At 43.1% G+C, this 22,277-nt stretch carries 22 protein-coding genes; 17 read left to right on the top strand and 5 right to left on the bottom strand.

Annotated elements, in window-relative coordinates:
* The first annotated feature begins 107 nt into the window (after positions 1–107).
* Entirely contained in the window at positions 108–1,106 is a 999-nt protein-coding gene (locus tag MKY11_RS17895) for a S66 peptidase family protein (RefSeq protein WP_335352596.1), read from the top strand.
* Between the two features lie 30 nt (positions 1,107–1,136).
* Here MKY11_RS17895 and MKY11_RS17890 read toward each other — a convergent pair whose 3' ends face one another.
* The 3 genes from MKY11_RS17890 to cls form a co-directional block, all read right to left on the bottom strand.
* Entirely contained in the window at positions 1,137–1,391 is a 255-nt protein-coding gene (locus tag MKY11_RS17890) for a hypothetical protein (protein WP_008343494.1), read from the bottom strand.
* 73 nt (positions 1,392–1,464) lie between these two features.
* Entirely contained in the window at positions 1,465–2,427 is a 963-nt protein-coding gene (gene uvsE / locus MKY11_RS17885; protein WP_048001116.1) for a UV DNA damage repair endonuclease UvsE, read from the bottom strand.
* Between the two features lie 12 nt (positions 2,428–2,439).
* Positions 2,440–3,636 (bottom strand): cardiolipin synthase, encoded by a 1,197-nt coding sequence (gene cls, locus MKY11_RS17880; RefSeq protein WP_019743242.1) that lies wholly within the window; start codon positions 3,634–3,636, stop codon positions 2,440–2,442.
* A 143-nt stretch (positions 3,637–3,779) separates the two neighbouring features.
* Here cls and MKY11_RS17875 point away from each other — a divergent pair, with 143 nt between their 5' ends.
* The 6 genes from MKY11_RS17875 (at position 3,780) to MKY11_RS17850 (ending at position 10,664) form a co-directional block, all read left to right on the top strand.
* On the top strand, positions 3,780–5,891 hold the full coding sequence (locus tag MKY11_RS17875) for a heterodisulfide reductase-related iron-sulfur binding cluster (protein ID WP_024718768.1): 2,112 nt from the start codon (positions 3,780–3,782) through the stop codon (positions 5,889–5,891).
* A 103-nt stretch (positions 5,892–5,994) separates the two neighbouring features.
* Positions 5,995–7,170, top strand: a complete 1,176-nt coding sequence (locus MKY11_RS17870; RefSeq protein WP_144679095.1) for an acetyl-CoA C-acetyltransferase — start codon at positions 5,995–5,997, stop codon at positions 7,168–7,170.
* Positions 7,171–7,189: 19 nt separating this feature from the next.
* The gene (locus MKY11_RS17865; protein ID WP_041507905.1) at positions 7,190–8,053 is read left to right on the top strand and encodes a 3-hydroxybutyryl-CoA dehydrogenase; all 864 of its coding nucleotides are present in this window, start codon (positions 7,190–7,192) and stop codon (positions 8,051–8,053) included.
* Between the two features lie 11 nt (positions 8,054–8,064).
* On the top strand, positions 8,065–9,177 hold the full coding sequence (locus tag MKY11_RS17860; RefSeq protein WP_039165265.1) for an acyl-CoA dehydrogenase family protein: 1,113 nt from the start codon (positions 8,065–8,067) through the stop codon (positions 9,175–9,177).
* A gap of 16 nt (positions 9,178–9,193) precedes the next feature.
* Complete coding sequence (locus MKY11_RS17855) at positions 9,194–10,336, top strand: acyl-CoA dehydrogenase (protein ID WP_039165267.1); 1,143 nt, start codon at positions 9,194–9,196, stop codon at positions 10,334–10,336.
* Positions 10,337–10,466: 130 nt separating this feature from the next.
* Positions 10,467–10,664 carry a hypothetical protein gene (locus tag MKY11_RS17850; RefSeq protein WP_034647437.1) on the top strand — a complete coding sequence of 66 codons (198 nt, stop codon included), beginning with the start codon at positions 10,467–10,469 and terminating at the stop codon, positions 10,662–10,664.
* A gap of 13 nt (positions 10,665–10,677) precedes the next feature.
* Here MKY11_RS17850 and MKY11_RS17845 read toward each other — a convergent pair whose 3' ends face one another.
* Positions 10,678–11,157 (bottom strand): hypothetical protein, encoded by a 480-nt coding sequence (locus tag MKY11_RS17845; RefSeq protein ID WP_024718764.1) that lies wholly within the window; start codon positions 11,155–11,157, stop codon positions 10,678–10,680.
* A 371-nt stretch (positions 11,158–11,528) separates the two neighbouring features.
* On the opposite strand from MKY11_RS17845, the gene rpoE reads away from it, so the two are divergent.
* Both rpoE and pyrG read left to right on the top strand, forming a co-directional pair.
* Entirely contained in the window at positions 11,529–12,065 is a 537-nt protein-coding gene (gene rpoE, locus MKY11_RS17840; protein WP_017360054.1) for a DNA-directed RNA polymerase subunit delta, read from the top strand.
* Between the two features lie 238 nt (positions 12,066–12,303).
* A complete protein-coding gene (gene pyrG, locus MKY11_RS17835) occupies positions 12,304–13,911 on the top strand; it encodes a CTP synthase (glutamine hydrolyzing) (protein WP_017360053.1) in 1,608 nt (535 codons plus the stop codon).
* A 41-nt stretch (positions 13,912–13,952) separates the two neighbouring features.
* On the opposite strand, the gene MKY11_RS17830 is transcribed toward pyrG, so the two are convergent.
* Entirely contained in the window at positions 13,953–14,483 is a 531-nt protein-coding gene (locus MKY11_RS17830) for a DUF2529 domain-containing protein (protein WP_160757787.1), read from the bottom strand.
* A gap of 180 nt (positions 14,484–14,663) precedes the next feature.
* On the opposite strand from MKY11_RS17830, the gene MKY11_RS17825 reads away from it, so the two are divergent.
* The 8 genes from MKY11_RS17825 (at position 14,664) to MKY11_RS17790 (ending at position 22,027) form a co-directional block, all read left to right on the top strand.
* On the top strand, positions 14,664–15,038 hold the full coding sequence (locus tag MKY11_RS17825) for a response regulator (RefSeq protein ID WP_003214681.1): 375 nt from the start codon (positions 14,664–14,666) through the stop codon (positions 15,036–15,038).
* Between the two features lie 178 nt (positions 15,039–15,216).
* On the top strand, positions 15,217–16,074 hold the full coding sequence (locus MKY11_RS17820; RefSeq protein WP_178929800.1) for a class II fructose-bisphosphate aldolase: 858 nt from the start codon (positions 15,217–15,219) through the stop codon (positions 16,072–16,074).
* A gap of 111 nt (positions 16,075–16,185) precedes the next feature.
* Complete coding sequence (gene fsa / locus MKY11_RS17815; RefSeq protein ID WP_003215343.1) at positions 16,186–16,824, top strand: fructose-6-phosphate aldolase; 639 nt, start codon at positions 16,186–16,188, stop codon at positions 16,822–16,824.
* A gap of 246 nt (positions 16,825–17,070) precedes the next feature.
* Complete coding sequence (locus tag MKY11_RS17810; protein WP_007497673.1) at positions 17,071–18,360, top strand: UDP-N-acetylglucosamine 1-carboxyvinyltransferase; 1,290 nt, start codon at positions 17,071–17,073, stop codon at positions 18,358–18,360.
* Between the two features lie 32 nt (positions 18,361–18,392).
* Positions 18,393–19,358, top strand: a complete 966-nt coding sequence (gene glpX / locus MKY11_RS17805; protein WP_007497670.1) for a class II fructose-bisphosphatase — start codon at positions 18,393–18,395, stop codon at positions 19,356–19,358.
* Between the two features lie 364 nt (positions 19,359–19,722).
* A complete protein-coding gene (gene rho, locus MKY11_RS17800; protein WP_007497667.1) occupies positions 19,723–21,006 on the top strand; it encodes a transcription termination factor Rho in 1,284 nt (427 codons plus the stop codon).
* Positions 21,007–21,136: 130 nt separating this feature from the next.
* The gene (gene rpmE, locus MKY11_RS17795; protein ID WP_003215407.1) at positions 21,137–21,337 is read left to right on the top strand and encodes a 50S ribosomal protein L31; all 201 of its coding nucleotides are present in this window, start codon (positions 21,137–21,139) and stop codon (positions 21,335–21,337) included.
* Positions 21,338–21,424: 87 nt separating this feature from the next.
* A complete protein-coding gene (locus MKY11_RS17790; RefSeq protein ID WP_007497666.1) occupies positions 21,425–22,027 on the top strand; it encodes a thymidine kinase in 603 nt (200 codons plus the stop codon).
* The last annotated feature ends 250 nt before the right edge of the window (positions 22,028–22,277 follow it).

Genomic DNA, 22,277 nt, shown 5'->3' with positions numbered 1-22,277 from the left:
TTTAAGCTGTTAAATTGAAGTGTACTTTATTTTTAAATCGAGGCCCTTTTGAAAAAGGGCTTTTTTTGCTAGGATAGTAAAAACTCGTGTAGGAAGGATCTGATGGAATGAAGGGGCTTCGGCATTTACAGAAGGGCGATAAAATAGGTATTTATTCTCCCTCAAGTCCGGCATCTGCCACCTCGCCTCATAGGTATGAGCGGGCGAAGGAATGGCTTGAACAAAAAGGATTCATTGTGGTACCAGGATCATTAACAGGGAAAGAGGATCACTATCGTTCGGGAACGATTCAAGAGCGAGCAGCTGAGCTGAATGAGCTGATGGCGAGAGAAGATTTGTCCTGTATCATGTCGATGATTGGGGGGACGAACTCGAATAGTTTGCTGCCTTATCTCGATTTTGAGCTGCTGAAGAAGCATCCGAAAATCATGATTGGTTATTCAGATGCGACGGCGATTCTTTTAGCGGCTTATGAAAAAACGGGTCTGCCTGTTTTTTACGGGCCTGCACTTGTGCCGTCTTTTGGAGAGTTTGAACCATTTGTCAATGATACATATCAATCTTTCGAGGACATTCTCATTCATCCGCAGCCCATCCCATATCAGGTGAAAAAGCCGCCCTTCTGGACGGACGAACGGATCAACTGGGAAGAGAAAATACGAGAAAAAGAAAAACGTCCAAACGATTGGATGTGCGTCATTGAAGGGCAGGCAGAAGGCAGACTGATCGGCGGGAACCTAAATGCCATGTATGGCATATGGGGAAGTGAATTCATGCCTCAAATCCAAAAAGGCGATATCCTTCTCATTGAAGATTGTATGAAAACCGCCTCCACCGTCGAAAAGAACTTCTCTCTGTTAAAGATAAATGGTGTGTTTGAACGGGTATCTGGTATCCTCTTAGGGAAACATGAGCTGTTTGATGATGAAGGAACGGGCAAAAGGCCGCACGATCTTTTACTTGAAGTACTGGGAGATACAAAGAGGCCGCTCATTGCGGAATTTGACAGTGCCCATACGCATCCGATGCTCACGATGCCAATCGGTACACAAGTAAAAATGAATGCAACGTCACGCGAAGTTTGGCTGACAGAAGCATGGATATAAGAAAAAGAGCAGCCTTAAGGCTGCCTTTCTTTATGAAGCATTCTCTTTTTCAAACGGCTGAAGAAGGTCTTGTGCCTCTTTTCCTTCTACCACGATTAAATAGTCTGATTCTAAATGAGTAAGCCTAAAGGTTTCTAGCTCTACGATGTTCTTAATGTTGCACATTGTTTTTTTAGAATATACATATAAACGATGCTGAGCGTGCTGGCACTTTTCGTATAGAGAAATAAGCTTATGTAAATTCAATGCTTTCGCAGCAATTCGGATTGAATAGATTTGTGACATCTTCATATCCTCCTGTTAAATACTTTCTCACAATAGCTTTGTTACCCCCGTTGTGATAGAGGTAAACCTTTCTCTACGATTTCCACTCAATGGTGCCTCCGCCCGTCCGCCGATTGCCTCTGATCGCTGACAGTTCTTCAACAAGGCGGAGCAAGGCCTGATCCTTTTTCTTTGCCTCAATCATAAAATCCACATCACGACCATACGACTTTAAAGCTTGAAAAAGTGGCAATACAAAGGACATCTCCACTCCATCCGCATGGCTTCGTACCGCCTTTTCTGATTTTGGTGAGGATAAGTGGATTTTAGGCGGTATGCCAGTGTTTGCCCACGTGTCAAACACTCTTGGCAAAATGTCATCAAGTGCCGCATCATCATCTTTGTTTGCAATGTGATGGTGGTAATCAAATACAAACGGGATGCCATGCTTTTCACAAACATCAAGCGTTTCTAATGACGTATAGGTTTTGTCATCATTTTCAAGCGTCATTCTCGCCTTGATATGTGCAGGAAGCTGCTTTATATTTTCATCAAAACGCTGTAAAGCAGATGCCTTGTCGCCATATGCACCTCCGACATGAATGTTCATATAGCCTTCCTTTTCAAGCTCCATGGCCTCAAGCATTTCATAATGATAGGTCATATCAATGACGGCGTTTTCTGTAATGGAAGGTTTTGGACTTGTGAACAAAGTAAATTGATTGGGGTGAAAGCTCACTCGTAATCCGTGCCGCTTTACGAGTTGACCAATCTCTAGAAATTCTTTGCGAAAGGGTGTCACAAAGTCCCACCGCACCTCAGGATGGGTGGCGAGCGGGACAATCGAGCTTGAAAAACGGTAAAGCGGAATATCATGGGCAATCGCAAAATAAAGCGTTCTTAATGTATTGACGAGGTTGGCTTTCGTCGTTCGCAATAGAGCATCTGTCCTCTCTTCCTTTGAGAGCTTACTGTATCTTGCAAAGGTCAGCGACTTGGCAGGTGAAGCTTCCCATAAAGTGACGGCGTTGGATACATAACCAAATCGATAACGCATAGGTCAACTCCTTTATAAAAAATACGAGAACAGGGCGCCTATCCACTCAATTGGACGCGTGAGAAGTGGGCGTTGTTTGTATTTTTCTTCAGTCATCAGTTCTGACACTTCCATGTGTTCACGAATCTTTTCCTCTACATGTGCGGTGAAGGCGGGATCATCAATGGCCACATCCACTTCTTCGTTGAAAAACAAACTTCGCTTATCAAAGTTCGCTGTACTGATCATACAACGGCTATGATCGATGAGAATGGCTTTCGCATGATAAAACCCTTTATAAAAACGATACACAAGACATCCGGCAGCGATCAGATCTTTCAAATAATGAAATCCAGCTTCTTTCACAAGCGGATGATCTGCCTTCATTGGGATGATGATGTCGACAGTCACGCCTCGCTTCCGTGCGTCAAGAAGGGCGCTTAGAAGAGGAGCGGATGGAATAAAATAGGGCGTGCAGATGGTGATTTGCTTTTTCGCCTGTTGAATATCGTGAAGAAATAAGGCTTCTAAAGAAAAACCTGCCGTCGCACGTGTAGTGCACTGTAATGTTCCCGGTTCCAGTGTAGGAAAAACCTCGTATTGCAGCTGGTGAATACCAGATGACCGGTACAAATCATTCAGAAACACATGCTGGAGGTCTGCGACAACCTGTCCTGTCATGCGCAGGTGATAGTCTTTCCAAATGCCAAACCTGCCGTTTTTCCCTACATATTCATCGCCGATATTAAACCCGCCAATGTAGCCGATCTTCCCATCGATCACCGTGATCTTCCGGTGATTTCTCATGTTCAAGCGATAAATGAAAAAAGGAAAACGTGGTTTGTTTAAAAAGTAAAATTGAATGCCGCTTTTTTCGAGCATCTGAATGGATGTTTGATCAAATGGATAGGAGCCTAACCGATCAGTGAGCAAAAAAACCGAAACACCTTGCTCTGCTTTCGCTTTAAGTGCTTGCAGAATCCTTTGCCCAATCTTGTCGTTCTTTACAATAAAGAACATCATATGAATAGAAGAAGAGGCTTGCTGTATATCCGTAAGCAGCTGATCAAACAGTGGTTCGCCATCATGATAAAAAACTGCATCGCCGCTTGTTTGGTCAAAAGACCGTTCAAAAGCATGGGTAGAAAAATATTTTCTCCCTATATAAAGATCTAGCCTGACGAGTAGAACAATGACGAAGACGACGAGTAGAATGATCCATGCGATCATGAAGGTTCCTCCTTTTTTACATATGACGATAGTGTACCCAAATGGGCAAAAAATATTGACTGAATACTCATTCATTATTTATGATAGAGGTACAACATGGAAACGGAACAAAGTGGGTCTTGGGGAATGAAAGGGGGAGCAAGATGAATAGCCTTTTAATTGTTAACTTGATTGCATTTGCGGCAGTGACCGCTTACGCTGTGTATTTGTTTATTTATCTCATTCGAACACGAGCCGCGTATATTCGTCTTGGCAAAAAAGAAGAATTTCAGAAAGACATGAAAAAACGCTTAGAACGTGTTTGGGTGAATGTGTTTGGTCAAAAGAAACTGCTGAAGGACAAGAAGAGCGGCATCATTCATGTGCTGTTTTTCTATGGATTTATTTTAGTGCAGTTCGGAGCTCTTGATTTTATTATGAAGGGACTTGTTCCAGACAGCGGGCTTCCATTAGGTCCGCTTTACGGTGTCTTTACATTCTTCCAAGAGGTAGTCACACTTCTCATTTTAGTGGCGGTGGTTTGGGCGTTCCATAGAAGATATGTCGAGAAGTTAGTCCGTTTAAAAAGGGGCTTTAAGTCAGGGCTTGTCCTTTTGTTTATTGGCGGATTGATGCTGACCGTATTACTAGGAAACGGAATGAACATCATTTGGCATGGGCACTCACTATCAGCAACTGAGCCAATTGCTTCCGGCATTGCTTTCTTGCTGGGCTGGCTGTCACCACTTGCGGCAACAATTGTGTTCTATGTCGCATGGTGGGTGCATCTTCTTATTTTACTGACGTTCTTAGTGTACGTCCCGCAGTCTAAGCACGCCCATCTCATCGCTGGCCCGGTCAACGTATTTGTCAGCAGATTGGACCCGCCAGGCAAACTGCAAAAAATTGATTTTGAAGATGAGACACAAGAAACGTTCGGCGTTGGGAAAATTGAAGATTTCCGTCAATCTCAGCTGATCGATCTTTACGCTTGTGTGGAATGTGGGCGCTGTACGAATATGTGCCCGGCGACAGGGACGGGAAAAATGCTGTCTCCAATGGATTTGATTTTACGATTAAGAGATCATTTAACAAATAAAGGGGCTGCCATTACTTCAAAGACACCGTGGGTTCCGCAGCTTGCTTTCAAACAGACGACAGGAAATCAGCTGGCATTACAGGCAAGGGGAGCTGGAGCGGAAGAATCTGCGGCGAGCGCAATGTACCATCCTTCTCTCATTGGTGAGGTCATTACAGAAGAAGAAATCTGGGCATGCACGACCTGCCGAAACTGTGAAGATCAGTGTCCTGTCATGAACGAACACGTCGACAAAATCATTGATATGCGCAGATACTTAGTGCTGACAGAAGGAAAAATGGATGCAGATGCACAGCGTGCGATGACAAGCATCGAGCGCCAAGGGAACCCATGGGGATTGAATCGAAAAGAAAGAGAAAACTGGCGTGATCTAAGAGAAGATGTGCACGTACCGACAGTGAAAGAACTGAAAAAAGCAGATCAGACCTTCGACTATTTATTCTGGGTTGGATCGATGGGTGCATATGACAATAGGAGCCAAAAGATTGCTCTTGCCTTTGCAAAACTGCTCAATGAAGCAGGGGTTTCTTTTGCCATCCTAGGCAATAAAGAGAAAAACTCAGGTGATACACCGAGAAGACTTGGGAATGAATTTTTGTTCCAAGAGCTTGCTGCAAAAAACATCGAAGAATTTCAAAAAAATGACGTAACCAAAATCGTCACGATCGATCCGCATGCTTACAATTTATTTAAAAATGAATACCCAGACTTTGGACTTGAGGCAGAGGTGTATCATCATACAGAATTGCTGGCAGAGCTAGTAAAAGAGGGGAAATTAACGCCTATTCATGAAGTGAACGAAGTCATTACTTTCCACGATTCTTGCTACCTAGGCAGATATAACGAGGTCTATGATCCGCCAAGAGATATTTTAAAAGCCATTCCTGGTGTGACACTGAAAGAAATGGAACGGAATCGTGAATCGGGGATGTGCTGTGGTGCCGGCGGTGGCTTAATGTGGATGGAAGAAGAGACAGGTACTCGAATTAACACAGCGAGGACGGAGCAGGCCTTACAGGTACAGCCGTCCATCATCAGCTCAGGGTGCCCATATTGTTTAACCATGCTTGGGGATGGGACGAAAGCGAAGGAAGTAGAAGAGCAGGTCGGCACATTTGATGTCGCAGAACTTCTTGAAAAATCAGTGTTTGGCGAAACGAGAACGCAGGCTTCATAAAGGTGTCAGGCCGATGGATCGACTGTTCATCGGCCAGTGGACACCGATATTTTATGAACTGTCTAGCATTTATGTAAGCGGTAACAAATAGGAGGGGAAAGAAATGAGCACGACGGTCATTGTATCTGGGGCGAGAACACCATTTGGAAAACTAGGTGGAACTTTAAGTCGTTTGACTGCTGCAGAATTAGGCGGGATGACGATAAAAGCTGCGCTGGAAAGAGCCTCAAATGTTCATGAAGTGGATGAAGTCATCATGGGCAGTGTCCTTCAAGGAGGACAAGGTCAAATTCCTTCAAGACAGGCAGCTAGACATGCAGATCTCCCTTGGTCGGTTCCGACGCAAACCATCAACAAAGTCTGTGCTTCAGGAATGCGCAGTGTCACGACAGCCGATCAAATCATTCGAGCGGGAGATGCCAATGTGATCGTGGCAGGCGGCATGGAATCCATGTCTCATGCTCCTTATCTTCTGAAAAAAGCACGATGGGGTTACAAAATGGGAGATGGTGCTGTACAAGATGCCATGATTTTAGATGGATTAACCTGTTCGTTTACAGGTGTTCATATGGGTGAGTATGGAAGCATGGCGGCGAAAGAGCTTGGCATTACACGAGAAGAACAAGACCTTTGGGCGTTAAGAAGTCATGAACGAGCCATTGAGGCGCAAAAAAGCGGCTTTTTTAAAAATGAGATCATCCCCGTTACCGTCAAGAATAAAAAAGGAGATCAGCTGATTTCAGAAGATGAGGCCCCGCGGCGTGATACGTCATATGAACGTTTGTCAAAACTGATGCCCGTTTTCGATCAGGCAGGTACGATTACCGCTGGCAATGCACCGGGTGTCAATGATGGTGCAAGTGCGCTTCTATTAATGAAAGACACATACGCCATGCAGCAAGGTGAAAAACCTCTGGCAGTTGTGCTTGGGCATGCGCAAGTAGCAGTAGAGGCAAAGGATTTTCCGAAAACACCAGCCTATGCCATCGAAAAAGTGTTAAAGAAAACAGGGAAGCAAGTAGAGGATATCGATTTGTTTGAAATCAATGAGGCTTTTTCAGCGGTTGCATTGGCATGCGAAAAAATTCTTGGACTGGATCGGCGGAAAATGAATGTGAACGGAGGGGCAGTCGCGATTGGTCACCCGATTGGAGCAAGCGGAACACGTATTATATTGACCTTGATCCATGCACTCAGACAAAGAGGCGGCGGGATCGGCATTGCGGCGATTTGCAGCGGCGGGGGTCAAGGTGATGCGATCATGATCAAGGTGGATTAAAAGGGAGGCGTTCATTGTCATGAGTATAGAAGAAACCGTCATGGTCGTTGGGGCTGGTCAAATGGGCTCGGGTATTGCCCAAGTATTTGCACAGTCAGGTTATACCGTCCTGCTCCATGATACGGCAGAGGAGCAGATTCATCGAGCCATTTCCTCTATGACCAAACAACTGACGAAACGAGCAGAAAAAGGAAAGCTGGCACATCAGGCAGTCCGTGATATTACACAGCGACTGGCTGTTTCAACAGATTTAAAGGATGTACAGCAGACGCATTTAGTGATTGAAGCCGCATCTGAACAAATGAAGATCAAAAAACAAATCTTTGAAACCCTCGATCAATTTGCACCTGATGACACGATATTTGCGACAAATACGTCTTCCTTGTCGATCACAGAATTAGCAGCCGTGACGAAACGGCCTGAGAAAGTGATTGGCATGCATTTTATGAATCCAGTTCCCGTGATGAAACTTGTGGAAGTAATCCGTGCGCTACAAACGGATGATGCCACGTACCAATTTGTTTTTGACACCGCAAAGACATTAGACAAAACCCCAATAGAAGTGGAAGACTTCCCTGGGTTTGTGTCAAACCGTATTTTGATGCCGATGATCAATGAAGCCATTTATACCCTTTATGAAGGCGTGGCAGATGTAGAAAGTATTGACGGCATCATGACGCTTGGAATGAACCATCCAATGGGCCCGCTTCGTCTCGCCGACCTCATCGGGCTCGATACTTGTTTATTTATTATGAATACCCTTCACGAGGGTCTTGGAGATAGCAAATATCGACCTTGTCCTCTTTTGAAAAAATACGTGAACGCAGGCTGGCTGGGCAAAAAGACAAAGAGAGGTTTTTACACTTACCACGACCACTCATAGGGGGAGTCAAGATGGATGTGTTGCTGACAGAAAAACAACGTCTTTGGAGAAAACGAGTAGCAGAATTTGCACGCCAGCATGTATTCCCTGAAATAGAAGCGATGGAACAGGGCGTGTTCCCGAAAACGCTTTTAGCTGAAATGGGTCGGCAAGGCTTTTTAGGCATTCCGATCCCAGATAAGTATCATGGATTAGGGGCAGATTTCACAACCTATATCATGGCGATTCATGAATTTTCCAAAGTAAGTGCAACCATCGGTGTCATTGTATCCGTTCATACATCCGTTGTGACGATGCCGATTTTGGCGTTTGGAACGACTGAACAAAAAGAATCCTACGTTCCCAAGCTTGCGTCCGGGCAGAAGCTGGGCGCCTTTTGTCTAACTGAACCGAAGGCAGGATCAGATGCCTCTAGTATTCAGTTGAAAGCAGAGCGCACAGACGATCACTATGTGTTAAATGGAACGAAAATTTTTATCACAAGCGGCGGTGAAGCAGAAGTCTATCTTGTATTTGCGGTGACAGACCCGGCTTCTGCTAAGAAAAATATATCAGCATTCATTGTGGAGAAGGGGACACCAGGATTTACGATCGGAAAAGATGAGAAGAAAATGGGCCTGCATGGATCAAAAACAGTCACACTTCATTTTGACGGTGTTCGAATTCCAAAAAAACAGCTGCTCGGCGCAGAAGGAGAAGGCTTTCGGATTGCCATGTCTAGCTTAAATGCGGGGAGAATTGGCATTGCGGCTCAAAGCCTTGGTATTGCAGAAGCCGCATTAGCTGAGGCGGTCACGTATTTAAAGCAGCATCCAGCTGGCCTTGAAACGACCATTCGGTTGGGCGATCTGGGCACCAAGCTGGAAGCCGCAAAACTTCTTGTCTATCAAGCAGCTTCTTATAAAGAGGCCAATCGCCCTGTCACGAAGGAAGCGTCGATGGCGAAGTTATTTGCATCTAAAACAGCGGTTGATATTAGTACTGAAGTCATCCATTTGCTTGGTCTAGCCGGTTACACGAAGCAATACCGAGCAGAGCGGTACTTTCGTGATGCGAAAATTTGTGAGATTTATGAAGGAACAAGTGAAATACAAAGGCTGGTTATTTGTAAACAGCTAATATGAAGTGAGGTGGCTCATGATGCAGTTCCAATTAAGTGACGAACACGAAATGATACAAAAAATGGTGAGAGACTTTGCGAAAAATGAAGTGGAGCCAACAGCAGCAGAGCGAGATGAAACAGAATCGTATGATCCCGCTATTTTTCGTCAAATGGCGGAGCTTGGTTTAACGGGAATCCCTTGGCCAGAAGAAAATGGGGGGATTGGTAGTGATTATTTGGCCTATGTCATAGCGGTTGAAGAGCTCTCACGAGTGTGCGCCTCAACAGGCGTCACCCTATCTGCTCACACATCACTCGCCTCATGGCCAATCTATACATTCGGAACAGATGAGCAAAAGGAGACGTATTTAAAGCCGCTTGCAGAAGGACAGAAGATCGGCGCATACGCACTGACCGAGAGCGGCTCGGGCTCAGATGCCGGCGGAATGAAAACAACAGCAGTAAAAGCAGGGAATGAATACGTCTTGAACGGGGCAAAGATTTTTATTACCAATGGAGGCATTGCGGATTATTATATTGTGTTTGCTGTTACTGACCAGGGTGCTTCATCCCGTAATACAACCGCTTTTATAGTAGAAAAAGAGACGCAAGGCTTCTCAATCGGCAAAAAAGAAAGCAAACTGGGCATCCGCTCATCGCCAACGACAGAAATCATCTTTGAAGACTGTCGTATACCCGAAAGGAACCGGCTTGGTCAAGAAGGCGAAGGTTTTAAGATAGCGATGATGACACTTGACGGCGGCAGAAACGGTATTGCCGCACAAGCTGTTGGCATTGCTCAAGGTGCTCTGGATGCAGCAGTCAATTACGCAAAGGAGCGCAAACAATTTGGGAAACCAATCATTCAGCAGCAAGGCATTGCTTTTAAGTTAGCGGATATGGCAACGGCAATTGAGGCCTCAAGACTGCTCACCTATCAGGCAGCATGGCTTGAAACGAAAGGGCTCCCGTATGGGAAAGAATCAGCTATGTCCAAGCTCTTTGCCGGTGATACAGCCATGAAGGTGACGACAGAAGCCGTACAAATCTTCGGCGGATACGGCTATACAAAGGATTACCCAGTCGAACGATACATGCGTGATGCGAAAATCACTCAAATCTATGAAGGTACACAAGAAATCCAGCGGCTGGTCATCTCACGGAAACTGCTAGATATGTAGAAACCAAGAAAGACCACCTGATATGAGGTGGTCTGTTTTTGTATCAAATGTGAAATCTCTCCAATATGATCTCATATCACCTGATCACTATGGTAAAATTGGGAAAAGAACCAAAATGGAGGTTATCATGATGAACACAACATTTATTGGCATTTTAGGAATCGTCACGATGATCATATGGATTATGGTCTCCACAGAGCTTTCAAAGTCTCCAAAAAGGAAGGAAGAAAAAGAAAACAGCCGCAGAAAACTCATTGTACTCGTATCTGCGGGCACTTTATTCACCGTACCTTTGGTTTTTTCACTCATTCAGAATATCCAGCTGTAACATATCCATTCGACTAAACCGCTGCTGTCTGTTTTAATTTCACCCATTTGAAAAAAACAAAACGGACAAGCGGTCCCATAATCAACATTTGCAAAGGGAACGCCAACATGACATTATGACCGAAAATCGTTAAGTAATCAGATAGAATCGATTGTGTTTGAAATCCTGTGCTGATGCTTTGAACGACATATCCGCATAAAGACATGAGACACACCATCCCAAACACGATAAAGATAGAAAGAGTGAGAATAAAATAGATTTTCTTGCCTTTTGGGGCAAAACGGTTGGCTGCTTTTTTTGCTGAAGGCCCAACAATACACATCTCAATCAACAACGTGATAGCAAAACCGATCACATAGGTGAGTACACCTTCTAACCATGTCATATGTCCAAGCCGTCCATTTAGAAATAGGTTATAAAAGAACATCACTGAAAACATACAAAAACACATCAAGACACCAAATTGTATATCTTCTTTTTTTGTCATTGGCAATTCGATCAACCTCTCAAAATTAGTCTATTTATTATAGATTTCTGTTTCAATTCGTCGTAAGTGAACATTTTGTGAAGGAATAATTCCCCTTTTTTAAGAAGAGTAAATGGCTTTGTATTCATCAAAAGAGAAGACAAAAAAGCATGCAAAACGTGTGCTCCACACATGAATTATGCCAATTCGGCGCAAATGATTGACCGCTAGAGGCTCCTCTTGTGAAAAAATCAAAAATTAACATCAATAAAGGTGGCATAAACTCCCCTAATTTGTTTATAATGAGAGGTATGGTTTGTCGTAAGAATAAGGTATAAATACTTATTATTTCACTGATAAATGGATACATACATGTAATAGAAAGGGAGTGTCTGACCTTGAGTTTGAAAGAATACTCACAGGAACAGCTCAAACAAATGTCTTTAGTTGAACTTGCTTATGAAATTTTCAGAGACAGCAAAACGCCGATTACGTTTTCCGAGTTAATAGATGAAATGGTCCGTTTGCAAGGGATACAAAAATCTGATCTTGATGATCGACTTGCTCAATTTTATACAGACTTAAATATAGATGGCCGCTTTATTTCGTTAGGTGATCAGAGATGGGGACTTCGCAGCTGGTATCCAGTTGATCAAATCGAAGAAGAAGTTCAGCCAGCTGTGAAAACAAAAGCGAAAAAGAAAAAAACAAAAGCTGCTGTCGTTGAAGAAGACTTCGATGATATTGAAGAGGAAGAAGAAATCGACGAGCTTGAAGAAGATCTTGATCTTGTTGAAGACGACGAGGACCTTGACCTAGACGATGAAGAAATCGATGAAGAGATAGAAGAGTTCGACGAAGATGATGATGAAGATGATGACGGCTTAACGGAAATTGATGAAGACGATTTAGACGATGATGAGGAAGACAAATAACCCTCACAAACCGGTCCTGAAAACAGGACAAAACCGTCTTGACTTTCCAGAGCGAACTATGTAGTATGTATTTTGGGCTCTCTAAAAAAGAGTACGTAAAGATACGTTCATTTACGCTCCCTTTCATTTATTTGAAAGGGAGCTTTCTTATTTTTCAAGAGATTTAGGGATACACTCTAAAAGGATGAAGCTGTGCATGTCTAGTCATGCAAGGGTAAAAAAGAGAGGAGCATACGAAATGACAAAGTATATTTTTGTAACAGGAGGAGTTGTTTCCTCACTTGGAAAAGGGATCACGGCTGCATCGTTAGGCCGCCTTCTGAAAAATAGAGGGATGGATGTCACCATTCAAAAATTTGATCCATATATCAACGTAGACCCAGGGACAATGAGTCCATACCAGCACGGTGAGGTATTTGTCACAGACGACGGTGCTGAAACAGATCTTGACTTAGGTCACTACGAGCGCTTCATTGATATTAACTTGAATAAATACAGCAACGTCACAACTGGTAAAATCTATTCTACAGTCCTGAAAAAAGAGCGCCGCGGCGACTATTTAGGTGGAACCGTACAGGTCATTCCCCATATTACAAATGAAATCAAAGACCGTGTGTACCGTGCAGGGAAAGAAACGGGTGCAGATGTGGTCATTACAGAAATCGGTGGAACAGTTGGAGATATCGAATCCCTTCCATTCCTAGAAGCGATTCGTCAAATGAAGAGTGACATCGGCCGTGAAAACGTGATGTACATTCATTGTACCCTTGTTCCTTACATCCGTGCTGCAGGCGAACTGAAAACAAAACCAACACAGCATAGTGTAAAAGAACTTCGTAGTCTAGGTATTCAGCCAAACGTCATTGTGGTCAGAACTGAAATGCCATTGGCACAAGACATGAAGGACAAAATTGCGCTATTCTGTGATATTGATACGAAAGCAGTCATCGAATGTCAGGATGCAGATACCCTTTATTCGATTCCGCTTGATTTACAAAAACAAGGATTAGACAAGCTTGTATGTGAGCACATGAAGCTTGACTGTCAAGATGCGGACATGACGGAGTGGACGGCGCTTGTTGATAAAGTGCAAAACCTTTCAAAACAAGTCACGATTGGTCTTGTAGGGAAATATGTTGAGCTGCAAGATGCATACATTTCTGTCGTTGAATCACTTCGTCATGCGGGCTATGCATTTGATGCGGATGTTCAAATCAAATGGATCAACGCAGAAGAAGTCACAGCAGAAAATATGGCTGATTTCGCTCAAGATGTAGACGGCATTATTGTTCCTGGAGGCTTCGGAGACCGAGGAGTAGAAGGGAAAATCATTGCAACACAATATGCGCGCGAAAACAAAGTGCCATTCTTCGGAATTTGCTTAGGTATGCAAGTCGCATCTATCGAATATGCGAGAAACGTACTAGGTTTAGAGGGAGCACATTCCGCTGAAATTGATCCAGAAACAGCATTCCCAATCATCGACCTTCTTCCAGAACAGAAGGATGTTGATGACTTAGGTGGAACACTTCGCCTCGGCCTATACCCTTGTAAATTAAACGAAGACTCAAAAGCATTTGCTGCATACAATGACGAAGTCGTGTACGAACGCCACCGTCATCGCTATGAGTTTAATAACGAATTCAGACAGCAAATGGAAGCAGCAGGTTTTGTCTTCTCTGGTACAAGCCCAGACGGACGCCTTGTTGAAATCATTGAACTGAAGGATCACCCATGGTTCCTTGCTTCTCAGTTCCATCCAGAATTCATTTCAAGACCGACAAGACCACAGCCGTTATTTAGAGATTTCGTTGGTGCTTCACTACAGGCATCTGAATCAAAATAAAACAAAAAACTGCCGAGAATATCATCTTCTCGGCAGTTTTTTTATTCATATTCCTCAACGATTTCTTTCACAGTAAACGATAGAGCATGGTAGACATATAAGCAGGTCATCAGTGCAGGATAGCCGAACCTTGTTCCATCTTCAGCAGGCACAAGTGGTTTTTTGAGCTGAAAATCAATGTGGACATCACAATGCTCTTCAATAAATGACGTCTCCTTTTGTGCAGGACCGACCCCGACAATAGGTGTACCTTGTTTGTGAAGCTCTTTGACAAGGGATTGAATCTCTTGATCTTCTGGATCTGAATAAAATAAAAGCACCCTGTCACTTGGATGAAGTAAGCTGCGCTCCTTTTGATCCAGCGGCAGAACCTTCGCACCCGGAAACGGCTCCTTGCTCTCAGATGCCTCTAAGGCTACAGCCGCCAGTTCATTCTTGCCATGAAAATACACGGCATGTCCACTGACAACGGCCTGAGCAAGAAGGCGTGCACCGTCTTCGATCGCTTCGGCCTGCTTATCTCCAATACGTGAAAAAATACCTGATAATTGGGTAGTGAAAATTTTTAACAAGACTCATTTCCTCCTTCTGTCAGATCATTTTATAATAGAATATAAAGAGAATATTAGGAAAAATGCTCAGAAAATGTCGTAAAGTAAACTATTATAATTAAAGGAAATGTGAAAATCAAACAGAATTATTTAACAACAGCTCTTTTTATGGCGAAAAATGAAAGCAATGGGGTGTAACAAATGAATGAGAAAATTTTAATTGTCGATGATCAGTACGGTATTAGAATATTGCTGAATGAAGTGTTTCATAAAGAAGGCTATCAAACCTTTCAAGCCGCTAACGGACTACAGGCATTAGATATTGTGAAAAACCATAGACCAAATCTCGTCCTGCTTGATATGAAGATTCCCGGAATGGATGGCATTGAGATTTTAAAACGCATGAAATTAATTGATGAAGACATCCGCGTGATCATTATGACAGCTTATGGCGAACTAGATATGATTCAAGAGTCTAAAGAGCTCGGTGCATTAACGCATTTTGCTAAACCATTTGATATTGATGAAATCCGTGATGCGGTCAAAGAATACTTGCCGCTCGAAACAAATGGCTAGATGGAAATGATTGAATCAAGTCATTCTGTTGCCGATTTGTCGAATAATTGGTATTCTAGATAAGAAGAAGAAAGCGATCTGACTTTGAAAGTTTACATATGGCGAGAAATTCTGGTCATGCTAGGGTGGAGAGCTTTTTTTAGTAAGCAAATTAGCTACATAGGGAGGATTTTTCATCATGCCTTTAGTTTCAATGACAGAAATGTTGAAAGACGCAAAGGAAAAAGGTTACGCTGTTGGACAGTTTAACTTAAATAACTTAGAATTCACGCAAGCGATTTTACAAGCTGCTGAAGAAGAGAAATCTCCAGTTATCTTAGGAGTATCTGAAGGAGCAGGACGCTACATGGGCGGCTTCAAAACAGTTGTCGCAATGGTAAAAGCGTTAATCGAAGAATATAATGTAACAGTTCCTGTTGCGATTCATTTAGATCACGGTTCAAGCTTTGAATCTTGTGCAAAAGCTATTCATGCAGGATTTACTTCTGTGATGATTGATGCTTCTCACCATCCATTTGATGAGAACGTAGCGACAACTGCAAAAGTAGTTGAGCTTGCACATTTCCACGGTGTATCTGTAGAAGCTGAGCTTGGAACTGTTGGTGGACAAGAAGACGACGTCATCGCTGAGGGCGTTATTTATGCTGATCCAAAAGAGTGCCAAGAGCTTGTAGAACGTACTGGTATTGACTGCCTTGCGCCTGCACTAGGTTCAGTTCATGGTCCATACAAAGGTGAACCAAACCTTGGTTTCGTTGAAATGGAAGAAATTGGTAAAACAACTGGACTTCCACTTGTTCTTCACGGCGGAACAGGTATCCCGACTGCTGACATCAAGCGTGCGATTTCACTTGGTACAGCAAAAATCAATGTAAACACTGAAAACCAAATTGCTTCTGCGAAAGCAGTTCGCGAAACACTTGCTGCAAAAACAGAAGAGTATGATCCACGTAAATATCTTGGACCAGCTCGTGACGCAATTAAAGCGACTGTTATCGGCAAAATGCGTGAATTTGGTTCTTCTAACCAAGCATAATTTGATGAGAACCGAAAGCCGCCTGAGTCACAGGCGGTTTTCTCCATATCTTGAGAAAGCGCAATCAAATTTACATTTCAGACAATTTATTGATAGGAGAGTGGCACAGTTATGTTATTTTTCGTAGACACAGCGAATATCGCAGACATCAAAGAGGCACACGAGCTTGGCATTTTAGCAGGCGTGACAACAAACCCTAGTTTAGTAGCGAAAGAAAAGGACGTATCGTTCCACGATCGCCTTCGTGAAATCACTGACGTGGTATCAGGTTCAGTTAGTGCGGAAGTCATTTCCCTCAAAGCAGAAGAAATGATCGAAGAAGGAAAAGAGCTTGCTGCTATTGCACCAAATATTACAGTGAAAATCCCAATGACAACAGACGGTCTTAAAGCGGTCAAAGCGTTAACAGACCTTGGGATTAAAACAAACGTCACGTTGATTTTTAGTGCAAACCAGGCACTTCTTGCAGCTAGAGCTGGTGCGACGTATGTCTCTCCATTCCTCGGCCGCTTAGATGACATTGGCCAAAATGGTCTTGATCTCATTAGTGAAGTGAAAACCATTTTTGATGTTCATGGATTAGATACACAAATCATTGCTGCATCCATTCGTCACCCGCAGCATGTGACAGAAGCTGCGCTTAGAGGTGCTCATATCGGCACAATGCCGCTGAAAGTCATCAAGCAGCTGACAAAACACCCATTAACGGATGCAGGCATTGAGCAATTTTTAGCAGACTGGAATAAATAAGTGATTGTGGCAGACGGATACGCATCCGTTTGCCGCAGTTTTCCTTAAATACGCTAAGAAATGTTTTGTGCAAAGAAGAGAACATCACAGCCTCGCAAAGCTTCGATTATTTTTCTTCCGACAAATTTCGTTTAACCTGTATTCTTTCTCTTGATATTGGCTAAATTTTGGACAAGACCTTTTAAAGCGCGACATCCACAAACAGTATAACTCCAACAGTGATCTTCTTTAAGAAGGGAGACAAATATGGAAAAGTTAAACATTGCCGGCGGTGACCCCTTGCGCGGGACCGTACATATTAGTGGTGCGAAAAATAGTGCTGTGGCACTGATTCCTGCCACGATTCTCGCTGATTCTCCAGTAACCATTGAAGGCCTTCCGCATATTTCAGATATTGACACATTACGAGATCTGTTAGAAGAGATTGGCGGAAAGGTCACGTTTGAAAAAGGTGAGATGGTTGTCAATCCTGCCTCCATGATCAGTATGCCGCTTCCTAATGGGAAAGTGAAGAAACTACGAGCATCCTATTATTTAATGGGCGCCATGCTCGGTAGATTCAAGCAGGCTGTCATTGGATTGCCAGGGGGATGTCACTTAGGACCTAGACCGATCGATCAGCATATCAAAGGCTTTGAAGCACTTGGAGCCGAGGTGACAAACGAACAGGGTGCGATTTATTTGCGCGCTGAAAAATTAGTCGGAGCCCGTATTTATCTTGATGTTGTCAGTGTAGGTGCGACCATCAACATCATGCTGGCAGCCGTGCTGGCTGAAGGGAAAACAGTGATAGAAAATGCCGCAAAAGAACCCGAAATTATTGATGTAGCGACACTGCTTGCAAGCATGGGAGCTAAAATCAAAGGTGCGGGGACGGATGTGATTCGGATCGAAGGTGTGGAATCTCTTCATGGCTGCAGGCATTCCATCATCCCTGACCGCATAGAAGCAGGTACATTTTTAATTGCAGGTGCAGCGATGGGTGATGAAGTTGTGCTTGATAATGTGATCCCAACTCATTTAGAATCAATTACGGCGAAACTTAGAGAGATGGGATTCACAATTGAAACAAGCAACGATCAAATGCTGATCGTTGGCAGAAATGAAGGACTCAAGCCTGTCGATATCAAAACCCTTGTGTATCCGGGCTTTCCGACCGATCTTCAACAGCCGATGACGGCATTGTTAACAAAAGCGAAAGGCACGAGTGTCGTCACAGACACCATTTACTCTGCCCGCTTTAAACACATTGACGAATTGCGTCGAATGGGTGCTAATATGAAGGTGGAAGGAAGATCTGCCATTATTACAGGTCAAACGCAGCTTCAAGGTGCAAAGGTCAAAGCAAGTGATCTGCGAGCAGGTGCTTGCCTCGTTGTTGCAGGGTTAATGGCAGACGGTGTGACCGAAATCACAGGGCTTGAACATATAGACAGAGGATATAGTATGCTTGAGGAGAAGCTTGAAGGCTTGGGTGCAACCATCTGGCGTGAAAAGCTGAATGACCAAGAAATAGAAGAACTTCAAAATTCATAAGGCTTTGACTGTGAGAGGAGATTTGGACAAAAATGGAAAGAAGTTTATCGATGGAACTAGTACGGGTGACAGAAGCAGCTGCATTAAAATCTGCTCGTTGGATGGGTAGAGGTTTAAAAGACGAAGCGGATGATGCTGCAACAAGTGCCATGCGTGATGTATTTGATACGATTCCGATGAAGGGAACTGTGGTCATCGGCGAGGGAGAAATGGACGAAGCGCCAATGCTTTATATTGGGGAAAAGCTTGGAAACGGATATGGACCTCGCGTGGATGTCGCTGTTGATCCATTGGAAGGAACAAATATTGTGGCAAGCGGCGGCTGGAATGCTTTAGCTGTTATCGCTGTTGCAGATCATGGCAACTTGCTGAATGCACCTGATATGTACATGGATAAGATCGCAGTAGGTCCAGAAGCGGTAGGCTGCATCGACATTGAAGCGCCTGTCATTGACAATCTTCGTGCTGTTGCAAAAGCGAAAAACAAAGATATTGAAGATGTTGTTGCGACAATTTTAAACAGAGAGCGACATGAAAAGATCATTGCTGAGCTGAGAGAAGCTGGAGCAAGAATCAAGCTGATCGATGATGGTGACGTTGCAGGAGCCATTAATACAGCATTTGATCACACAGGTGTTGATATTCTATTTGGTTCAGGTGGAGCGCCTGAAGGTGTCCTTTCTGCTGTTGCGTTAAAAGCACTTGGTGGAGAAATCCACGGTAAGCTTCTTCCACAAAGTGAAGAAGAGCTGAGACGCTGTGAGAAAATGGGACTGGATGTTGGAAAAGTCCTCAGAATGGAAGACCTCGTGAAAGGCGATGACGCCATTTTTGCAGCGACAGGTGTAACAGATGGCGAGTTATTAAAAGGTGTTCAATTTAAAGGCTCTGTTGGAACAACACATAGTGTTGTCATGCGTGCGAAATCAGGTACTGTTCGATTCGTCGATGGCAGACACAGTTTAAAGAAAAAACCGAATCTTGTCATTCGTCCGTAATCTGAAAGCGGGTATTCTTTACCCGCTTTTCATATAGGTGTCAAATATATATCATTTTCTTTTTAAAGTTGAATATTCCCTGCAAATGAGGTAAAACTAAAGAGTGCTGCGAAATTTTCTGCGAATTTACTTCTTTTAAGCTTCAACAAGTTTAAATACTGCCGCATCATGACGATATACTCATTATCCTTCTCTATGTTGACAAAGCTCAATTTCACATTGTTCCTATCTTTACGATAAAACGAGTGGGAGCGTTACCATGAGAGCGAGGTCATTCCAACAAAAACGGAATTAAAAGCTAATCAAATACAATGGTCATGCATTTGTAATGAAATACATTGACTAGAAAAGTGTGGTGTCCATATTGAAAGATGTTTCGATTTCATCTTTGGAAAATATGAAATTAAAAGAGCTGTATGAGTTAGCAAAAAAGTACAAAATCTCTTATTACAGCAAACTAACAAAAAAAGAATTAATTTTTGCCATCTTAAAGGCGAATGCTGAGCAAGAGGATCTCTTATTTATGGAAGGGGTTCTAGAAATTATTCAGTCAGAGGGATTTGGTTTCTTAAGACCAATTAACTACTCCCCAAGTTCTGAAGACATTTATATTTCAGCTTCACAAATCAGACGCTTTGATTTAAGAAATGGTGATAAGGTGTCTGGAAAGGTACGACCTCCAAAAGAGAATGAACGCTACTATGGCCTCCTTCATGTCGAAGCGGTAAATGGGGACGACCCAGAATCAGCTAAGGAACGTGTTCACTTTCCTGCACTCACGCCGCTATTCCCTGATCGTCAAATGATTCTTGAAACACAGCCTAATCACCTGTCTACTAGAATTATGGATATGATGGCGCCAGTTGGGTTTGGGCAACGTGGTTTAATTGTTGCACCGCCTAAGGCTGGGAAAACCATTTTGCTCAAAGAAATTGCAAACAGCATCTCTGAAAATCATCCAGAGGCAGAACTGATTGTTCTTCTTATTGACGAACGTCCAGAGGAAGTAACAGATATCGAACGTTCTGTTGCAGGGGATGTCGTTAGCTCAACCTTTGACGAAGTACCGGAAAACCACATTAAAGTAGCAGAGCTTGTATTAGAGCGTGCGATGCGTCTAGTTGAACATAAAAAAGATGTCATCATCTTAATGGACAGCATCACAAGGCTTGCTCGTGCATACAACCTTGTCATCCCGCCAAGCGGCCGAACGCTTTCCGGCGGTATTGATCCAGCGGCTTTCCACCGTCCAAAACGCTTCTTTGGTGCTGCGCGTAACATCGAAGAAGGTGGGAGCTTGACCATTTTAGCTACTGCACTTGTTGATACGGGATCGCGTATGGACGATGTGATTTATGAAGAGTTTAAAGGAACAGGAAACATGGAGCTCCATTTAGATCGTTCTCTTGCAGAAAGGAGAATTTTCCCAGCTATCGACATTCGTCGTTCCGGTACAAGAAAAGAAGAACTGCTTGTGCCTAAAGAACATCTTGATCGTCTATGGGCGATGAGAAAATCAATGTCAGATACACCTGATTTCGCTGAGAAATTCATGCGCAAAATGAGAAAAACAAAGACAAACCAAGAATTTTTCGATATTTTAACGCAAGAGTGGAAACAAGCAAATATGTCTGCATCAAGAAGATAGCTTCCTGAAAAAATACATTTGCAATCATAGACTCACACTGTTATAATTTTATCATGTGCGTTTCAGAATTTATTCTGAGATATTAACTCTGTTTCCGAATTGGATTCAGGGCGGAAGGAGATGACAGTAGATGAAAACAGGAATTCATCCTAACTACAAAAAAGCTACAGTCAAATGCGCTTGTGGAAATGAGTTTGAAACTGGATCAGTAAAAGAAGAGGTACGCATCGAGATTTGCTCTGAGTGCCATCCTTTCTATACAGGCCGTCAAAAATTCGCTTCTGCTGATGGACGTGTTGACCGCTTTAACAAAAAATACGGTCTTAAGTAATAATAGATACAATAAACAGGCAGGAATCCGTTCTTGCCTGTTTTTTTACGTGGATTGATGGAACTTTAAAACGGGGGAGAAGACCTTATGTATGTGATGAAACAAAGCGGTTGGCTTGAAGTCATCTGCGGAAGTATGTTTTCTGGAAAGTCGGAAGAATTGATTCGGAGAGCCAAAAGAGCCACCTTTGCCAAACAAGAAGTAAAAATATTCAAACCAGCGATTGATAACCGGTATAGCACAAGCTCAGTTGTGTCACATAACGGTTCATCCGTCGATGGGATTGCAGTAACCTCACCAAAAGACATAATAACGCACATATCAGAACGAACCGATGTCATTGGCATTGATGAGGTGCAATTTTTTGATGAGACAATCATTGATATTGTCACTCAATTGGCTGATAAAGGCTACCGAGTCATTGTTGCAGGCCTTGATCAAGACTTCAGAGGAGAGCCATTTGGTGTTGTTCCGCATTTAATGGCATGTGCAGAGCTTGTAACAAAACTTCAGGCAGTTTGTTCGGTATGCGGCTCCCCAGCGAGTAGAACACAACGCTTGATCGACGGTAAACCCGCATCCTATGATGATCCCATTATTTTAGTAGGTGCGCAGGAATCATACGAAGCACGATGCAGACATCACCATGAAGTACCAAAACTAGATGTTGGTACAACACTTGACAATTAAAAAAATAGCAAATGCCGCTGTGTTTCGTTTTTCGAGTTTTTGGCTGAACACCCATCATTTGTACTTAAATAAATTAAATAACGCTACGAAAAAATTATCTAATTTTCAACGCTTGCGTTTTGGTATAAGCAGGCATAAAATGACTAACTGTAGTGTAAAGCATTTAAACGAAAAGTTCGATTTCTTGTCATAATTTTTTTGATTAAGGATTTTTCTCCTTGATCGTTCTTTGTATTAATAGTTCACTTTA

The organism is Bacillus sp. FSL W7-1085 (assembly GCF_038595035.1).
GTDB lineage: Bacteria > Bacillota > Bacilli > Bacillales > Bacillaceae > Bacillus > Bacillus altitudinis.
The sequence above is the reverse complement of the archived record's forward strand: the minus strand, read 5'-3'. Positions and strand labels throughout refer to the sequence as shown.

Excerpts from the sequence above, each read along its gene's own strand:
- MKY11_RS17820 (WP_178929800.1), top strand. The coding sequence starts at position 15,217 with ATGCCTTTAGTTTCAATGACAGAAATGTTGAAAGACGCAAAGGAAAAA.
- MKY11_RS17870 (WP_144679095.1), top strand. The coding sequence starts at position 5,995 with ATGAGCACGACGGTCATTGTATCTGGGGCGAGAACACCATTTGGAAAA.
- pyrG (WP_017360053.1), top strand. The coding sequence starts at position 12,304 with ATGACAAAGTATATTTTTGTAACAGGAGGAGTTGTTTCCTCACTTGGA.
- MKY11_RS17875 (WP_024718768.1), top strand. The coding sequence starts at position 3,780 with ATGAATAGCCTTTTAATTGTTAACTTGATTGCATTTGCGGCAGTGACC.
- rpmE (WP_003215407.1), top strand. The coding sequence starts at position 21,137 with ATGAAAACAGGAATTCATCCTAACTACAAAAAAGCTACAGTCAAATGC.
- fsa (WP_003215343.1), top strand. The coding sequence starts at position 16,186 with ATGTTATTTTTCGTAGACACAGCGAATATCGCAGACATCAAAGAGGCA.
- MKY11_RS17865 (WP_041507905.1), top strand. The coding sequence starts at position 7,190 with ATGAGTATAGAAGAAACCGTCATGGTCGTTGGGGCTGGTCAAATGGGC.
- MKY11_RS17860 (WP_039165265.1), top strand. The coding sequence starts at position 8,065 with ATGGATGTGTTGCTGACAGAAAAACAACGTCTTTGGAGAAAACGAGTA.
- MKY11_RS17895 (WP_335352596.1), top strand. The coding sequence starts at position 108 with ATGAAGGGGCTTCGGCATTTACAGAAGGGCGATAAAATAGGTATTTAT.
- uvsE (WP_048001116.1), bottom strand. The coding sequence starts at position 2,427 with ATGCGTTATCGATTTGGTTATGTATCCAACGCCGTCACTTTATGGGAA.
- MKY11_RS17790 (WP_007497666.1), top strand. The coding sequence starts at position 21,425 with ATGTATGTGATGAAACAAAGCGGTTGGCTTGAAGTCATCTGCGGAAGT.
- MKY11_RS17850 (WP_034647437.1), top strand. The coding sequence starts at position 10,467 with ATGAACACAACATTTATTGGCATTTTAGGAATCGTCACGATGATCATA.
- MKY11_RS17890 (WP_008343494.1), bottom strand. The coding sequence starts at position 1,391 with ATGTCACAAATCTATTCAATCCGAATTGCTGCGAAAGCATTGAATTTA.
- MKY11_RS17810 (WP_007497673.1), top strand. The coding sequence starts at position 17,071 with ATGGAAAAGTTAAACATTGCCGGCGGTGACCCCTTGCGCGGGACCGTA.
- MKY11_RS17855 (WP_039165267.1), top strand. The coding sequence starts at position 9,194 with ATGCAGTTCCAATTAAGTGACGAACACGAAATGATACAAAAAATGGTG.
- glpX (WP_007497670.1), top strand. The coding sequence starts at position 18,393 with ATGGAAAGAAGTTTATCGATGGAACTAGTACGGGTGACAGAAGCAGCT.
- MKY11_RS17825 (WP_003214681.1), top strand. The coding sequence starts at position 14,664 with ATGAATGAGAAAATTTTAATTGTCGATGATCAGTACGGTATTAGAATA.
- cls (WP_019743242.1), bottom strand. The coding sequence starts at position 3,636 with ATGATCGCATGGATCATTCTACTCGTCGTCTTCGTCATTGTTCTACTC.